Below are 15,703 nucleotides of genomic sequence, written 5' to 3'. Positions count from 1 at the left end.
TTTGATATATAGTTGTGGTAATTAGTCAAATAAATGATGCAGATCATCCTCGTTAATCAGCGTCGGGTTTTCAGCAGAAGCATTTTCCTCCTGAGTATCGGCCAGTGTTTTAGTTTCCTGAATGAGCTTCCCATCCATATTATAAAGCTTTAACAAGATCCATTTCCCGCTGCGTTCAAGTTCTTTAGCTCCATCCCATGTTTTTATTCTGATTTTTCCGCTTTGAATAACACCTGCTTTTACAGAAGACTTATTGGCAGGCTTCCCCTTTACATACTGTGTGATTTGTGCTGTAAAGGAATAATCATCCCCATCTTCACTGATCGGTTGTGTAAATGTATATAAAATAGTGCCTTTGGGGTCATAAACAGTTGCATCATAGCCTGTTTGTTTGGCGTTCAGCTTTTTTTCAAAACTTAGCTTCGTATTGTCACCTTCAAAAAAGTTTTTGATGTTTACAATAATACCTTCCTTATAAACTGTTTCATTAAAGCCTTCATAGGTAGTACCATTATAAGGGATACCATCTTTGTATGTTAATGTAGATTTTAGCTTTCCATCCGGGGAATAATATTTAATTTCCTGGATAAGATCATCTTTTAAAAATTGCTCTGAGGATAACTTTCCGTCTTCATCAAAATATTTACTGGTTACCTTTGAGCCTTTTTCATAAGTATCAATAGAGGAAATCTGTGAATATTCATAAGCCAGATGGTAATCATCCCCGTCCATTGGATTATAAACATCATTTTCCTTATCATATTGGTATACCAGATGGGCTATTTTTTTACCCGACTCATCATAAGTGGTTTTATAGCCATCTTTTTTATTCATTTTCTGTTCCTGTAAGATCTTTCCGCTTTTGCTATAAATGACGCCTTCTTTTACACTGCCGTCCTTTCTGTATTTTTCTATCTTAGAGATCCTCATGGGACTGGAATAGTAATCTACCACCATATTTTCACCCGAACCGGAGGTAGTGTTGCTGCCCAGATATTTTCCTTTTTCACCGTAATATTTTGTTTCGGTATTACTGTCTTTATCAATGATGGTTTCATTTCTGATCCCTTTAATGTCATCATCATAAACGGTTGTTTTTACAGGCGTTGAGTTTTCGTAATCGACCAGAATATTAAAGTCCATTCCATCTTCAGCATCCTTATAACTGAACATCTTTCCTGAAAAACTTCCGTCAGCTTTATATACCACATCTTCTGTCAGCCTGCCATTCATATCATAAGTCTGTGCCGGGCCAATCTGCTGTCCTTTGGAATAGGTGGCAAAATTCAGAACCTTTCCTTCTTCAGTATACCAGGTTACTTTTCCCTCAAAAATCTCACTGTTGGGAGTGGTGTCTGAAGCCAGTCCTTCCATTTGAAGTTTTCCGTCCTTATAGAAATCTTTGATAAGAGTAAGCTTTCCTTTAGGAATCGTTTCACGGTAATATTCCATATTGTCCTGAGTAGTTTTTTCCCAGTTTTCATCGAAATACGTTTTTTCCTGTGCGCATACATTGATGCTGAGTACCAATGCAAGTAATGCTGAGGTAAATAATTTTTTCATGTTTTTATGTAAGCTTTGATATTTTTATATGATTAGTGAGATGGCAGATATTGAAAGAGACCTTTATAGAGATCAAAAGAAGTGATGAGGACAGTAGTAATCTGCCATAAAATAATTTCTACATTAAAGTTGTGTTTAAATTTCCGTCGGAACTGAAAAACAGTATTTCCGGCTTTGAGAGGGCAAATATAGATGAAATTGATGAGAAATAAGATAAAAAATGAACAGACTTGTTCAGTTTTTGATATAATGTTTTGATTATGATGTTTTTAAAAGTTTCAGATCGATTTTTAAAAATGTATTAAATTCAGTAATCTTTCCACTCATAGGATATACAAGAAAATTTATTAAATTTAGCCAACAGAAAAATCTAATATTTCATGATAGATAAAAGAGTAAAAAATGCAAAGGAGGCCATCGAAGGAATTAATGATGGAATGACACTGATGCTTGGCGGATTCGGACTTTGTGGTATTCCTGAAAACTCAATCAATGCTTTGGTGGAAAGCGATGTGAAAGATCTTACCTGTATTTCAAACAATGCAGGAGTAGATGATTTCGGATTAGGATTACTGCTTCACAAAAGACAGATTAAGAAAATGATCTCTTCTTATGTAGGAGAAAATGCTGAGTTTGAAAGACAGATGCTTTCAGGTGAATTGGATGTAGAACTAACTCCTCAGGGAACTTTAGCGGAAAAATGCAGAGCTGCCCAGGCTGGAATCCCAGCTTTTTACACACCGGCAGGTTACGGGACTGAAGTAGCAGAAGGGAAAGAAGTAAAAGAATTCAAAGGAAAACCTCATATTCTGGAGCATGCATACGATGCAGACTTTTCTATCGTAAAAGCATGGAAAGGTGATCATGCAGGAAACCTTATCTTTAAAGGATCAGCAAGAAACTTCAACCATCCAATGGCTGGTGCTGCAAAAATTACCATTGCTGAAGTGGAAGAACTGGTAGAACCGGGACAATTAGATCCGAACGAAATTCATATTCCGGGAATCATGATTCAAAGAATTTTCCAGGGAGAAAAATTTGAAAAAAGAATTGAGCAGAGAACCGTAAGAACTAAAGAATAAGTTCAAACAATACAATAAAAAGCGCTGAACATGCATTCAGCGCTTTTTTTATGCTTGAGGAGTAAGTGTTTTTCTTTCTCCGATCTGTTGTCTCCACATCGCGTAGTACAATCCTTTTTCGTCAATAAGATTGGCGTGGGAACCTGTTTCTACAATCTGTCCGCGTTCAAGAACATAAATTTTATCAGCATGCATAATGGTACTTAAACGGTGGGCAATCAGGACGGTGATCTGTTCCCTTTCTTTCGAAATATCTTTGATCGTCGTAGTGATTTCTTCTTCGGTGATACTGTCCAGAGCAGAAGTGGCTTCATCAAAAATCAACAGATGAGGTTTTCTTAAAAGAGCTCTTGCAATGGCAATTCTTTGTTTTTCACCACCACTCAGTTTCAGACCTCCTTCACCGATAACGGTTTCAATTCCTTTCTCAGCCCTTTCCAATAATGCTGTACAGCTTGATTTCTGTAAAGCAACGGCCAGTTCTTCTTCAGTAGCTGAAGGGTTAACGAAAAGAAGGTTTTCTTTAATAGTTCCTGCAAATAACTGGGTATCCTGTGTTACAAAACCAATCTGATTTCTCAGCTCATCAAAATCAAATTCCTTTCCATTGATTCCATTGTAAAAAATATTTCCTTCCTGAGGTCTGTACAAGCCAACCAGCAGTTTTACCAGGGTACTTTTTCCGGAACCGCTCGGTCCTACAAAAGCAATGGTTTCACCGTTTTTAAGATCAAAAGAAATATTATTTAAAGCTTTATACTGCGCAGACTGATGCTTGAATGAAACATGTTTGAATTCCAGTTCTTCAATAGCCCCGATTTGTTTCGGGTGAAGCGGCTTTTCTTCCACTTCTTTTTTCATCAAACGGTCAAAATTCTGAAGAGAAGCTTCTGCCTCACGATAAGAAATAATAATGTTCCCAATTTCCTGCATTGGCCCGAAAATAAAGAAACCATAAAACATCAGAGATAAATACTGACCTGGAGTAACAATATTTTTAAAAATTAAATACAATAAAGTCAACGTAATCATCTGCTGAAGGAAATTGACCATTGTTCCCTGAATAAAGCTCAAAGAACGGATGCTTTTTACCTTTCTCAGTTCAAGGCCAAGAATCTTATACGTATTGTTATTTAAACGGATTACCTCCTGATTGGTTAATCCTAAACTTTTAACAATTTCAATGTTTCTAAGACTTTCAGTGGTACTTCCGGCTAAAGCGGTGGTTTCAGTCACAATATTTTTCTGGATCACTTTGATTCTCTTGCTCAATAAATTGGTGACAATGGCAATAAAGAAAATCCCGCAGATATAAACCGGCATAATAGACCAGTGTAAACGGATCGCATACACGGAAACGAAAATAATACTGACGAGAATTCCGAAGAAAATATTAATGAAATTCGTGATGAATTTTACAGTATCTTCTCTTACTTTTGTTAAAATAGACAGCGTTTCACCGCTTCTCTGGTCTTCAAATTCCTGGTAGGGAAGTGCCATAGAGTGTTTTAAACCGTCTGTAAATATTTTCGCTCCAAACTTTTGAGTAATCACACTGACTACATAATCCTGAAAAGCTTTGGCAATTCTGCTCACCATTGCAGTTCCGATAAGAAGCCCCAAGAAGTAAAAAGCCCCATGATATACAGAACTTCCGTATAAATATTCATTCAGGCTTCTGGGCAATAGCTTTTCTTTATCAAAAAAGTTGGGATGGGTAACCAGCTGATCAAGGATATTTCCTGTGATCGCCGGAGCAAATAAAGAAAAAACCTGATTGACAGTAGCCAAAAATAAAGAGATGATTATCAGCCACTGATAAGGTTTTAGATATCTAAAAAGTATTTTCATTCTATTAAAAAATAATAGAACAAAATTACAGATATTATTTTAACTAACAGTGTTAATTGTTGAATACAACAAAGCTCTTTTGTATTCAAGTGAAAATAATTAAATTGCAGTCTAAGTTTTTATTATGCTTACAAAAGAACAAATTGCCAAAAGAATTTCAAAAGAACTGAAAGATCGTTATTATGTAAACCTGGGAATTGGAATTCCTACTTTGGTTGCCAACTATGTTCCGGAAGGTATTTCCGTAGAATTCCAGAGTGAAAACGGAGTATTGGGTATGGGGCCTTTTCCTTTCGAAGGAGAAGAAGATGCTGATATCATCAATGCCGGAAAACAGACTATTACTATTCTGGAAGGAGGTTCATTTTTTGATTCAGCCTTCAGTTTCGGGATGATTCGTGGTCAGAAAGTAGACCTTACCATTCTTGGAGCAATGGAAGTTTCGGAAAACGGAGATATTGCCAACTGGAAAATTCCCGGAAAAATGGTGAAAGGAATGGGGGGTGCCATGGATCTTGTTGCTTCTGCTGAAAATATTATCGTAGCCATGATGCACGTAAACAAGGCAGGAGAAAGCAAAATCCTAAAAAAATGTACACTACCTCTAACAGGGGTAAACTGTGTGAAAAAAGTAGTTACTGAGTTAGCCGTTCTGGATGTAACTCCGGCAGGATTCAAGCTGGTAGAAAGAGCACCAGGCGTTTCAGTAGAAGATATTATTAAAGCAACAGAAGCAGATCTTATCATCGAAGGGGAAATTCCTGAAATGCAGTTCTAATTCTGAATAACAATATAAAGTTTCGGCCTCACAAAGTGAGGCCGAAACTTTTTAAAGACGACATCGGAACTCGCAGTGTCAAAAAAATAAGTCCTGTGAACGTTAAGAAAATTCTTTTGTCCGAAGCGCGAGGCAAAATCAGAACCGATAGAGAAATAATTATTTCGCGTAAGTTTAGAATTTTTAGAGAACAGGACTTATTTTTAGTGAAGAAATCCAGGTCTTGAATTTTTGTTTCTTTTGTTTTAAGACAAAAGAAAATAATACAATAAAAAACGGTCCTTTCTTCATTTAGACACAAACAAATAGTTCTATTTACTACTCTAAAACTGACATTGGAACTCGCAGCGTCAAAAAAATAAGTCCTGTGAACGTTAAGAAAATTCTCCTGTTCGAAGCGCGAGGCAAAATCAGAACCGATAGAGAAATAATTATTTCGCGTAAGTTTAGAATTTTTAGAGAACAGGACTTATTTTTAGTGAAGAAATCCAGGTCTTGAATTTTTGTTTCTTTTGTTTTAAGACAAAAGAAAATAATACAATAAAAAACGGTCCTTTCTTCATTTAGACACAAACAAATAGTTCTATTTACTACTCTAAAACTGACATTGGAACTCGCAGCGTCAAAAAAATAAGTCCTGTGAACGTTAAGAAAATTCTCCTGTTCGAAGCGCGAGACCAATTCGGAACCGATAAAGAAATAATGATTCGCGCAAGTTTAGAATTTTTAGAGAACAGGACTTATTTTTAGCGAAGAGATCCAGGTCTTGAACTTTTGTTTCTTTTGTTTCAAGACAAAAGAAAATAAGACAATAAAAACGGTCCCTTCTTTATTTAGACACAAATAAATAGTTCTATTTACTACTTTACAACTGACATCGGAACTCGCAGCGTTAAAAAAAAATCCTGTGAACGTTAAGAAAATTCTCCTGTCCAAAGCGCGAGGCAAAATCAGAACCGATAAAGAAATAATGATTTCGCGCAAGTTTAGAATTTTTAGAGAACAGGATTTATTTTTAGTGGAGAGCTCCAGGTCTTGAATTTTTGTTTCTTTTGTTTTAGGACAAAAGAAATCAGGTCAACAAAAAACATTGTTATTATCATTAAGGTCCAGACAAATAGTTATATAGCTGACTTTAACTCCGACATCGGAACTCGCAGCGTCAAAAAAAATAAATCCTGTGAACGTTAAGAAAATTCTCCTGTCCGAAGCGCGAGACCAATTCGGAACCGATAAAGAAATAATGATTCGCGCAAGTTTAGAATTTTTAGAGAACAGGACTTATTTTTAGCGGAGAGTTCCAGGTCTTGAATTTTTGTTTCTTTTGTTTCAAGACAAAAGAAATTAAAACCCAAAAAAGCTGTTCCATCATGAAACAGCTTTTATATATTTAGTCTAATCTTATTTTATCTCCCATCCTGCGCTCCAAAAACCTTCTGCAAAATACTTGTAGTTCTCATGGCAGGTGTATTTCTGATTCCGCTTTCCTTATCTGCTACCATTTTAAAAACTCCATTAATGGTTTCTGTAGTAACATATTCGTTAAGATCTGTAGTAACAGCCTGTCCGGTAAACGTATTGTATTTTGAAATCAGGTTTTTCCAAAGGGTGTCAGCACCTACTTTCCCTAAAGAAGCTTTTACTTTGGGTTGAAAGGCATTGAACAGCTGAGTCTGGGTTTTTCCCTGAAGATAACTTGTTGCGGCGTTATTACTCCCTAATAAAATGTTTTTGGCATCTGTAATCGTCATAGAAGTAATAGCATTTGTAAAAATAGGTGCAGCTTCTGTTACGGCATCTTCAGCAGCTCTGTTTAACAATTTTACGCCTTCGTCAGCAAGGCTTCCCATTCCGATGGAACGTAGTGTTGTATCAATTTTTCTTAATTTTTCAGGCATTAAAATCTTTACGGCTTCATTCTTGAAAAAACCATCCGTTACCGCTAGTTTTTTTACTCCATCCGTTACGCCCATACTTAAGGCCTCTTTTAATCCTGAAGAAATCTGACTTGAAGTAAGGTTTCCAATATTGGCAGATGAATTACCTGAAGTGGTAGTCGTCGTCTTAGTAGAAGTTACCGTACCATTATTTTTAACAGGAACATTAAGATCTACACCTGTTTTGTCTTTAACAGCAGATTTTATAATATCAAAAATTTGTGCCTGAGCTGATAAAGAAAATAATAAAGTGGCTGCCAGAAAAATATTTTTTTTCATCTTATTTTTTTACAAATTTAAACCTTTAATTTTTTTAAGTCGACTAAATTGATCAAAAAGCAAACCACAATATCCCATATTTAATAGAATAATATCTATATAGAATGATTGCAAACTGTAAATTATTCATTTTACAGGAGTCTGAAATTGGGTATTTAATTTGTTTTTAAAAAGGCTCAAAGAGTTTTGAAAAATAATTATCTTAGCTCAAACCTTAACCCCATCTCATGATACGGACTTTTCTAGTACTCTTTGTATTGATTTCAAACATGATTTTTGCCCAAAATAAATTAAATCTAATCCCTTATCCTCAAAAAGTTCAACTTTTACAGGGTGAATTTGCAATACCAAAAGCTTTCGTATTAAGTGGTGATCTGCCAAAAGAGGAAACAGAATATTTCAAAAAGAGAATAGGTTCTCAGGTGGAATTTCAATATGCTAAGAAGGGTGGTGAGATTCATTTAACGAATTCTATAATTCCTCAGGCATCAGGAACAGATTCTGAACAGAAAAAAGAGTATTACTCCATAGAAATTTCTCCAAAACAGATACATATAAAGTCTTACACTAAACAAGGATACTTTCTGGCTCTTCAAACTTTGATCCAGCTTATTGAACAGTATAAAGAAGGAAAGAATATTCCGGCTATGAAAATCGAAGATCAGCCGAAATTTGCATGGAGAGGAATGCACCTGGATGTCTGCCGCCACTTTTTCACAGTAGATGAAGTGAAGCAGTATATAGATTATCTGGCGATGTATAAACTGAACACTTTCCATTGGCATTTAACGGATGATCAGGGATGGAGGATTGAAATCAAAAAATATCCTAAACTTACTCAGATCGGTTCAAAACGTAAAGAATCCATGATTGGAGCCTATGTGGATAACACGTTTGATGGAAAACCTTACGGTCCTTATTTTTATACACAGGAACAAATAAAAGACGTGGTGAAATATGCTCAGGACAGACACATTACTGTGGTCCCTGAAATTGAAATGCCTGGGCATGCTTTGGCCGCACTGTCTGCATATCCTGAACTGGCATGTACCAAAGGTCCTTTTGAACCTGCTACAAAATGGGGCGTTTTTGATGATGTTTTCTGCCCGAAAGATGAAACTTTTACGTTTCTTGAAAATGTTCTTGATGAGGTAATCCAATTATTCCCTTCCCGATACATTCATATTGGAGGTGATGAGTGCCCGAAAACAAGATGGAAGGAATGTGCACACTGCCAGGAGCTGATTAAGAAAAATAATTTAAAAGATGAACACGGCTTACAGAGCTACTTTATTCATCGGATTGAAAAATATGTTAACAGTAAAGGGCGAAAAATCATAGGCTGGGACGAGATTTTAGAAGGCGGATTAGCTCCTAACGCTGCTGTGATGAGCTGGACAGGCGTGAATGGAGGTATTGAAGCTGCAAAATCAAAACACTTTGCCGTAATGACTCCTGGTGCCTACTGTTATTTTGACCATTATCAGGGAGATCCACAGTCTGAACCTAATGCTTTTGGAGGATTTACGCCCTTAGAAAAAGTATACGCTTACAATCCTGTTCCTTCCGAACTGAATACAGAGCAGGCTAAGTACATCATGGGTGTTCAGGCGAATCTGTGGACAGAATATATTTTAGATTTTAAGCAGGTACAGTACATGATTTTCCCAAGATTAATGGCACTTTCTGAAGTGGGATGGGGAACCTCAGATCCTAAAAACTATAAAGAATTTGAAAACAGAGTGATTAACCAGTTTAAAGTTCTGGATGGTATGAAGGTCAACTATGCCAGAAGCATTTATAACATCACCGGAAAAGTAATTCCTTCCAATAACGGAATTGCTTATGAACTGTCTACTTCGCAGAATTCAAACGGTATCCGATATACGCTGGATGGAACAAACCCTTCCATCAATTCTAAAACGTATCAGACGGCAGTTGAGATTCCTAATTCTTTAACTATTAAATCAGCTTATTTTGAAGAGGGGCAGTTGAAAAGTGCCGTGTCTACACAGCAATTTATCATTTCAAAGACTACCGGAAAAAAGATAACTTTAGAACAAAAACCTAGCGAAAACTATTCTTTTGGAGGTGCTTTCACCTTAGTAGATGGTATTATCGGAAATGTAAAACAGCTGGGTAAAACATGGCTGGGCTTTCAGGGTAACGATGTGGTGGCAACCATAGATTTTGGTCAGAAAACAGCTTTCTCAGAAGTGTATTTCAATACCCTTGAAAACAAAGGAAGCTGGATTCATCTGGCTAAATCTGCAAAGATTTATGTTTCTGATGATAACACAAACTTTAAACTGATTAAAGAAATCGGAACCGCAGAAATTAAAAATACCAATGGAAAAATCAAACTGAATATAGGAATGCAGAACGCGAAATACCTGAAAGTAACTATTGAAAATGCAGGCATTATTCCGGCAGGAAATCCTGGTGCAGATTCCAAAGCATGGTTGTTTGTTGATGAAATTGGCGTAAATTAGAATAAAAAAATGCAGAACGACACGATACTTTCTTCAGAATTCTCATCATCACCAGAATTGGTAGAAAAACTGTATCAATATGGTATAACGAAGAATTACCATCAAGGAGATATTATTCTAGATGAAAATGCTTCCATCCGTTCCATTCCTATTGTGATGAAAGGAATGCTGAAAGTGATCAGAACAGAAGAAGACGGACGTGAAATTTTATTATACTACATCAAAGCCGGAGAAAGCTGTATCATGTCTTTTCTGGGCGGTATGCATAATGAAAAAAGCATTGTAAAAGCAGAGATAGAAGAGGATGCAGAAATACTTTTCTTACCCGTAGACAAAGTATCTTTATTCATCAAAGATCATCCGGAATGGCTGGATTATATCTTCAGACTGTATCATAAAAGATTTGAAGAGCTATTAGATATCATCAATGCCATCGCTTTCAAAAAAGTAGACGAAAGACTTCTCAACCTATTGCAGAAAAAATCTGAACTCACCGGCTCTGAAACCATTCATACCACTCATGAGCAGCTTGCCAATGAGCTGGGAACCGCAAGAGTAGTGGTGTCAAGACTTTTGAAGCAACTGGAAGAAGACGGAAAACTCATGTTAGGCAGAAATAAAATTACCCTCCTGAAAGCCCTGAACTCATAAATTCTCTCTCAATTTAATCAAAAATACTCATATTTCCCTTTCTTGGAAGGGTGGCAAAAGTTCAAAGAATTTTTGACGGGGTAGTTAAAGTCATTGCGAACCAAAGGTGAAGCAATCTCAAAGAAGCAGAATTACTCTAAATTCTTTGTGTCCTTTGTGAAATTATTCGTGTTTAAAAATCTCCTTATGTAACAAAAGTAGCTGTAGACTTTCATTCATATTCCCATTTTTGCATCAGAATTATTTGAATAGAAATGGAAATTATAGGATATACAGCGGCAGTTTTAATAGGTATTTCTCTGGGGTTAATCGGAGGAGGAGGAAGTATTCTCACGGTTCCTGTACTCGTTTATCTCTTTGGGATCGATGCTTTTCTGGCAACAGAATATTCCCTCTTTATAGTGGGGATGAGCAGTATTGCAGGTTCTGCATCGTATTTTAAAAAAGGACTGGTCAATTTTAAAATGGCGCTGGTGTTCGGAATACCTTCGGTAATCTCGATTTTTCTGACAAGACAATATATTCTTCCTCTGATTCCTGTAGAAATACTTCAAATACACAATTTTACCATTACCAGGAACATTTTTTTATTACTGGTTTTTGCCTGTTTGATGATTCTTGCTTCCTATAAAATGATTAAAAGCAATTCCTCAAAAGAAACTTTAGAAAACATTCAGGATGAAAATAATTTTTTTCTGGCAGCCGGACAGGGTTCAATAGTTGGTATTTTAACGGGACTGGTGGGAGCTGGAGGCGGTTTTATGATCATTCCGGCATTAGTGAATCTATTAAAAGTGCCCATGAAAACTGCAATAGGAACTTCCTTAGTGATTATTTCTTTCAATTCTTTAATCGGTTTCCTCTCTTCAGTAAACCAGGTGAAAATAGAATGGAAACTGCTGGTTTCTATTACGGTGATTGCTGTTGCAGGAATTATAATGGGCTCAAAACTATCAAAAAAGATAGACGGCAAAAAACTGAAACCTGCATTTGGGTGGTTTATCCTGATCATGGGTATTTATATCATTACGAAAGAAGTCTTTCTTTAATTTTCTTGTGTAACAAAAGTAGCTGTACAGGAAAAAGCAAAGCAGGAAATTTGTATCAGATAACAGAATAAAGAATAAAAAATAAAATACAATGAAAATAGAACAGATTTATACAGGATGTCTTGCTCAGGGTGCTTACTATATTACCTCAGCAGGAGAAGCTGCTATTATTGATCCTTTAAGAGAAACACAGCCTTATATCAACAGACTGAAAGAAGATGGAGTAAAATTGAAATACATCTTTGAAACCCATTTTCACGCAGATTTCGTAAGCGGACATCTGGATTTAAGCCATAAAACGGGAGCTCCGATTGTTTATGGTCCGACAGCCCATCCGGAGTTTGATGCCATCATTGTAGAGGATGAACAGATATTTGAAATCGGAGACATTAAAATTAAGGTTCTTCACACGCCGGGACACACTCTTGAAAGCACATGCTTTCTGTTGATTGACGAAAACGGTGTTGAAAAGGCCCTTTTTAGTGGTGATACCTTATTCCTCGGGGATGTGGGACGTCCTGATCTCGCACAGAAAGGAGCCAATATGACGCAGGAAGAGCTGGCGGGACTCTTATATGATAGTCTATACAATAAGATTTTGCCTTTAGATGATGATATTACGGTGTATCCAGCTCATGGAGCCGGTTCAGCCTGCGGTAAAAATATGCAGAAAGAAACAGTAGATACTCTGGGGAATCAAAAAAGAACCAATTATGCCCTGAATCAAAAGGACAGACAGAGCTTTATAAAAGAAGTAACGGATGGTCTTTTACCTCCACCAGCTTATTTCGGAATGAATGTGATGATGAATAAAAAAGGGTACAGTAGTTTTGATGAAGTACTTTCAAAAGGGTTGCACGCTCTTTCTCCTGAACAGTTTGAGGAAATTGCTGAAGCCTCAGGTGCTTTGATTTTAGATGTAAGATCCAACCGTGAATTTGCCAAAGGTTTTATCCCACAGTCTATCAATATAGGATTGGATGGTGATTTTGCCCCGTGGGTAGGCGCTTTAATTGCTGATGTCAGCCAGCCTATTCTACTGGTTACTGAAAAAGGATATGAAGAAGAAGCGGTAACCCGTTTGAGCAGAGTAGGATTCGATCATATTTTAGGTTTTCTGGACGGAGGTTTTGAAAGCTGGAAAAAAAGCGGAAAGGAAACAGACCTTGTCAATCGCATCTCTGCAGAACAGTTTGAAAGTGAAATCAAAGGAAAAGAAGCGAAAATTATTGATATAAGAAAAGAAAGTGAATACAATGCAGAACATATTAATGAAGCTTACAGCAAACCTCTGGCCTATATCAATGATTGGATTCATAAGATAAAACCAACAGAACATTTCTACATGCATTGTGGTAGCGGTTACAGAAGTACAATGGCAGCGAGTATCCTTCAGGCAAGAGGCTACAGGAATTTTTCAGAAATTGAAGGAGGTTTTAAAGCCATTGCGTCTACAGATATTCCGAAAAGTGATTTTGTATGTCAGACTAAAATTTTAAATAAATAAAAAAGATGTTGGAGATTATAAAAGAACCCTGGCCATGGTATATTGCAGGTCCGTTGATCGGGCTTACCGTGCCAGCCTTATTGATTATGGGAAATAAATCCTTTGGAATCAGTTCCTCACTGAGGCATATCTGTGCCGCCTGTGTCCCTGCCAATGTGAATTTTTTCAGATACGACTGGAAAAAAGAAGCCTGGAATCTGTTTTTTGTCCTGGGAATTTTCTTCGGAGGACTGATTGCTGTCCATTTTTTGGTGAACCCTAATGAAATAACAGTGAATCCCAATCTGAAAGCTGAGCTGGCGGGCTACGGAATTACAGCTTACAACAATCTGGTCCCGTTACAACTGATGAATTTCGAAAGCCTGTTGACCCTTAGAGGATTTATTATGATGGTAGTGGGTGGGTTTTTGGTTGGTTTCGGAACAAGATACGCAGGAGGATGCACCAGCGGACATGCAATCATGGGACTTTCCAACTTACAGTGGCCTTCTTTGGTGGCAACAGTCTGTTTTATGATCGGTGGCTTTTTAATGGCTAACCTTATTTTGCCTATCATCCTTTCCCTATAAGTATAATTTAAAAAGAGAATTACATTATGATCAAAGAAAAAGAACAAAATATATATACCACTTGTGTAAACGAAAGTACGGCTAACCATCCATGGTATCACAATCTGAAATACCTCGCCGCTGGAATTATTTTCGGGATTATTTTTGTGAAAGCAGAAGTGATCAGCTGGTTCAGGATACAGGAAATGTTCCGTCTGCAGTCTTTCCATATGTACGGAATCATTGGAAGTGCCGTATTGGTAGGAATGATTTCAGTGTGGCTGATTAAAAAATTTAAGGTAAAATCAATTGATGGGGAACCTATTACTCTGGCACCTAAAAAGTTTAATAGAGGTCAGATCTATGGAGGATTGATATTTGGTTTTGGCTGGGCCATTACCGGAGCCTGTCCAGGGCCTCTTTTTGCTCAGATTGGAACAGGAGCTTTAGCAGTATCTGTTACTTTGTTAAGTGCAATTGCCGGAACATGGGTATATGGATATTTCAGAGATAAACTGCCTCATTAATATCAGATAAATTATAAAAAAGACTGCAGAAAAAATCTGCAGTCTCTCAAGTATAAAAATTATGAATAAATGAAGTTCTCCGCACCTAAAGCCATATAAAGATTTATACGCTCTATTCTGTACTGAAGTTCCAGATTGATGAGGTTCATTTCATTTTTCAATAGGTCCCTTTGTTTACGAATCAGTACAAAACTGTTGCTGGTACCGACCTTTATTTGTTTTTCAGTAAGAGAAATATTGTTTTTCAGTTCATTGACAGCATTAGTTGTATAAGTCATCTGTTTTTCAATAGAACGGAGATTTGCTAAAGAAGATTCCACTTCGTTCAATGCATTCAGAACAGCTTTAGAATATTCTTCAACGACTTGTTTCTGCTGAGAATTTTTTACTTCTACATTCTTTTTAAGCTTTCCACCATTGAATAGAGGAGAAACTAATCCTCCGCCCACTTTTATTAAAGGGTTGGAAAATAAAGAATTAATAGATTCCACATTACTTCCTGCACTCCCAAGCGATGAGCTTATATTTAATGATGGAAGTCTTGCCGCTTTAGCTTCCTGTACTTCATAAAAAGCTTTTTCGATCTGGAAATGACTCGCCTGTATGTCTGATCTGTTTTCAAGAAGCTCCAGAGGAAAAGATGCAGGAATACTGCTTTTTACAGAATTAAAGAAATTCTGGGTTGCCAGTTTTCCCTCCGGATACTTTCCGGTAAGAAGTTCCAGCGACCTTCTCGACTGCATATTGGCATTTTTAATCTTTTCAAGATAACCCTGCAGGGAAATAATTTCAGCAGAAATATTGGACACATCAATAGCATTTGCCGTTCCAACTTTCTTTTGAATGATGTAGAGCTTTTCCAGGTCTTTGGTCTTCTGAATATAGCTTTCAATCTTATTTTCCTGAATGTTTCCTGCAATATTCAGAAAATAAGCTTTGGCAATCATTCCTGCAATAGACTGATGCAGCAGTGTATGCTGATGTTTTGCAGAAAAATAGCTGCTGGTGCTGGCCATCTGTGAAGATTTATTTTTACCCCAAAGGTCAATTTCCCAATTGGCTTTTAACGCAAGGCGCTGAACCTGGCTGCCACTGACCAGATTATTCGAAGTGTTGGCTACAGCACTTACGCTTGGATAAAGGTCGCTTCCGGCAATTTCCATTGCCAGCTCAATCTGGTTAAGCTTCTCTCTGGCAATAATAAGATCTGCATTGTATAACATTCCTTCTTTAACCAGGGCTTCCAGCTGTGAGGTTTTAAGATCATTGATCCAGTCGTAGGAAATTGATTTTGATCCAGCCTTTCTGTCAAAAATCCAGTCATCAGGAATTTGTATATGAGAAGCAATTTCACTCTTTTCTTTAAGCTGATCTATATTTTCCTTCGTAGCTTCTTTATAACCGATGCAGGAGCTTAAAGATCCAGCAAGTATGCTCAC

Annotated in this window: 12 protein-coding genes; 8 read left to right on the top strand and 4 right to left on the bottom strand. The window is 37.0% G+C overall.

Annotated elements, in window-relative coordinates; translation table 11 throughout:
* Nucleotides 1-21: 21 nt before the first annotated feature.
* On the bottom strand, nt 22-1,563 hold the full coding sequence (locus AB1278_RS16420) for a toxin-antitoxin system YwqK family antitoxin (protein WP_429815743.1): 1,542 nt from the start codon (nt 1,561-1,563) through the stop codon (nt 22-24).
* Between the two features lie 380 nt (nt 1,564-1,943).
* Here AB1278_RS16420 and AB1278_RS16415 point away from each other — a divergent pair, with 380 nt between their 5' ends.
* Nucleotides 1,944-2,645, top strand: coding sequence for a CoA transferase subunit A (locus tag AB1278_RS16415; RefSeq protein WP_047376945.1), 702 nt, complete (start codon nt 1,944-1,946; stop codon nt 2,643-2,645).
* Between the two features lie 48 nt (nt 2,646-2,693).
* On the opposite strand, the gene AB1278_RS16410 is transcribed toward AB1278_RS16415, so the two are convergent.
* Nucleotides 2,694-4,496 carry an ABC transporter ATP-binding protein gene (locus AB1278_RS16410; RefSeq protein ID WP_202838495.1) on the bottom strand — a complete coding sequence of 601 codons (1,803 nt, stop codon included), beginning with the start codon at nt 4,494-4,496 and terminating at the stop codon, nt 2,694-2,696.
* 124 nt (nt 4,497-4,620) lie between these two features.
* On the opposite strand from AB1278_RS16410, the gene AB1278_RS16405 reads away from it, so the two are divergent.
* The gene (locus tag AB1278_RS16405; protein WP_002980639.1) at nt 4,621-5,274 is read left to right on the top strand and encodes a CoA transferase subunit B; all 654 of its coding nucleotides are present in this window, start codon (nt 4,621-4,623) and stop codon (nt 5,272-5,274) included.
* A 1,406-nt stretch (nt 5,275-6,680) separates the two neighbouring features.
* Here the strand turns inward: AB1278_RS16405 and AB1278_RS16400 are convergent.
* Complete coding sequence (locus AB1278_RS16400; RefSeq protein ID WP_429815738.1) at nt 6,681-7,490, bottom strand: DUF4197 domain-containing protein; 810 nt, start codon at nt 7,488-7,490, stop codon at nt 6,681-6,683.
* Between the two features lie 269 nt (nt 7,491-7,759).
* On the opposite strand from AB1278_RS16400, the gene AB1278_RS16395 reads away from it, so the two are divergent.
* From AB1278_RS16395 to AB1278_RS16370, 6 genes are all read left to right on the top strand, one after another.
* Nucleotides 7,760-9,982: a glycoside hydrolase family 20 protein gene (locus AB1278_RS16395; protein ID WP_429815735.1), complete on the top strand. Its 2,223-nt coding sequence runs from the start codon at nt 7,760-7,762 to the stop codon at nt 9,980-9,982.
* 9 nt (nt 9,983-9,991) lie between these two features.
* Complete coding sequence (locus tag AB1278_RS16390; protein ID WP_110009478.1) at nt 9,992-10,633, top strand: Crp/Fnr family transcriptional regulator; 642 nt, start codon at nt 9,992-9,994, stop codon at nt 10,631-10,633.
* A gap of 254 nt (nt 10,634-10,887) precedes the next feature.
* On the top strand, nt 10,888-11,682 hold the full coding sequence (locus AB1278_RS16385; protein WP_202838492.1) for a sulfite exporter TauE/SafE family protein: 795 nt from the start codon (nt 10,888-10,890) through the stop codon (nt 11,680-11,682).
* A 91-nt stretch (nt 11,683-11,773) separates the two neighbouring features.
* Nucleotides 11,774-13,189: an MBL fold metallo-hydrolase gene (locus AB1278_RS16380; protein WP_429815731.1), complete on the top strand. Its 1,416-nt coding sequence runs from the start codon at nt 11,774-11,776 to the stop codon at nt 13,187-13,189.
* A gap of 5 nt (nt 13,190-13,194) precedes the next feature.
* Nucleotides 13,195-13,758 (top strand): YeeE/YedE family protein, encoded by a 564-nt coding sequence (locus tag AB1278_RS16375; protein WP_202838490.1) that lies wholly within the window; start codon nt 13,195-13,197, stop codon nt 13,756-13,758.
* Nucleotides 13,759-13,784: 26 nt separating this feature from the next.
* On the top strand, nt 13,785-14,264 hold the full coding sequence (locus AB1278_RS16370) for a DUF6691 family protein (protein ID WP_062671036.1): 480 nt from the start codon (nt 13,785-13,787) through the stop codon (nt 14,262-14,264).
* 59 nt (nt 14,265-14,323) lie between these two features.
* Here the strand turns inward: AB1278_RS16370 and AB1278_RS16365 are convergent, their stop codons facing one another.
* Nucleotides 14,324-15,703, bottom strand: coding sequence for a TolC family protein (locus AB1278_RS16365; protein ID WP_429815727.1), 1,380 nt, complete (start codon nt 15,701-15,703; stop codon nt 14,324-14,326).

Origin of the sequence: Chryseobacterium sp. NRRL B-14798 (assembly GCF_050470705.1) — a bacterium.
GTDB classification, from domain to species: domain Bacteria; phylum Bacteroidota; class Bacteroidia; order Flavobacteriales; family Weeksellaceae; genus Chryseobacterium; species Chryseobacterium cupriresistens.
This window is presented reverse-complemented; position numbering and strand designations above follow the sequence as displayed.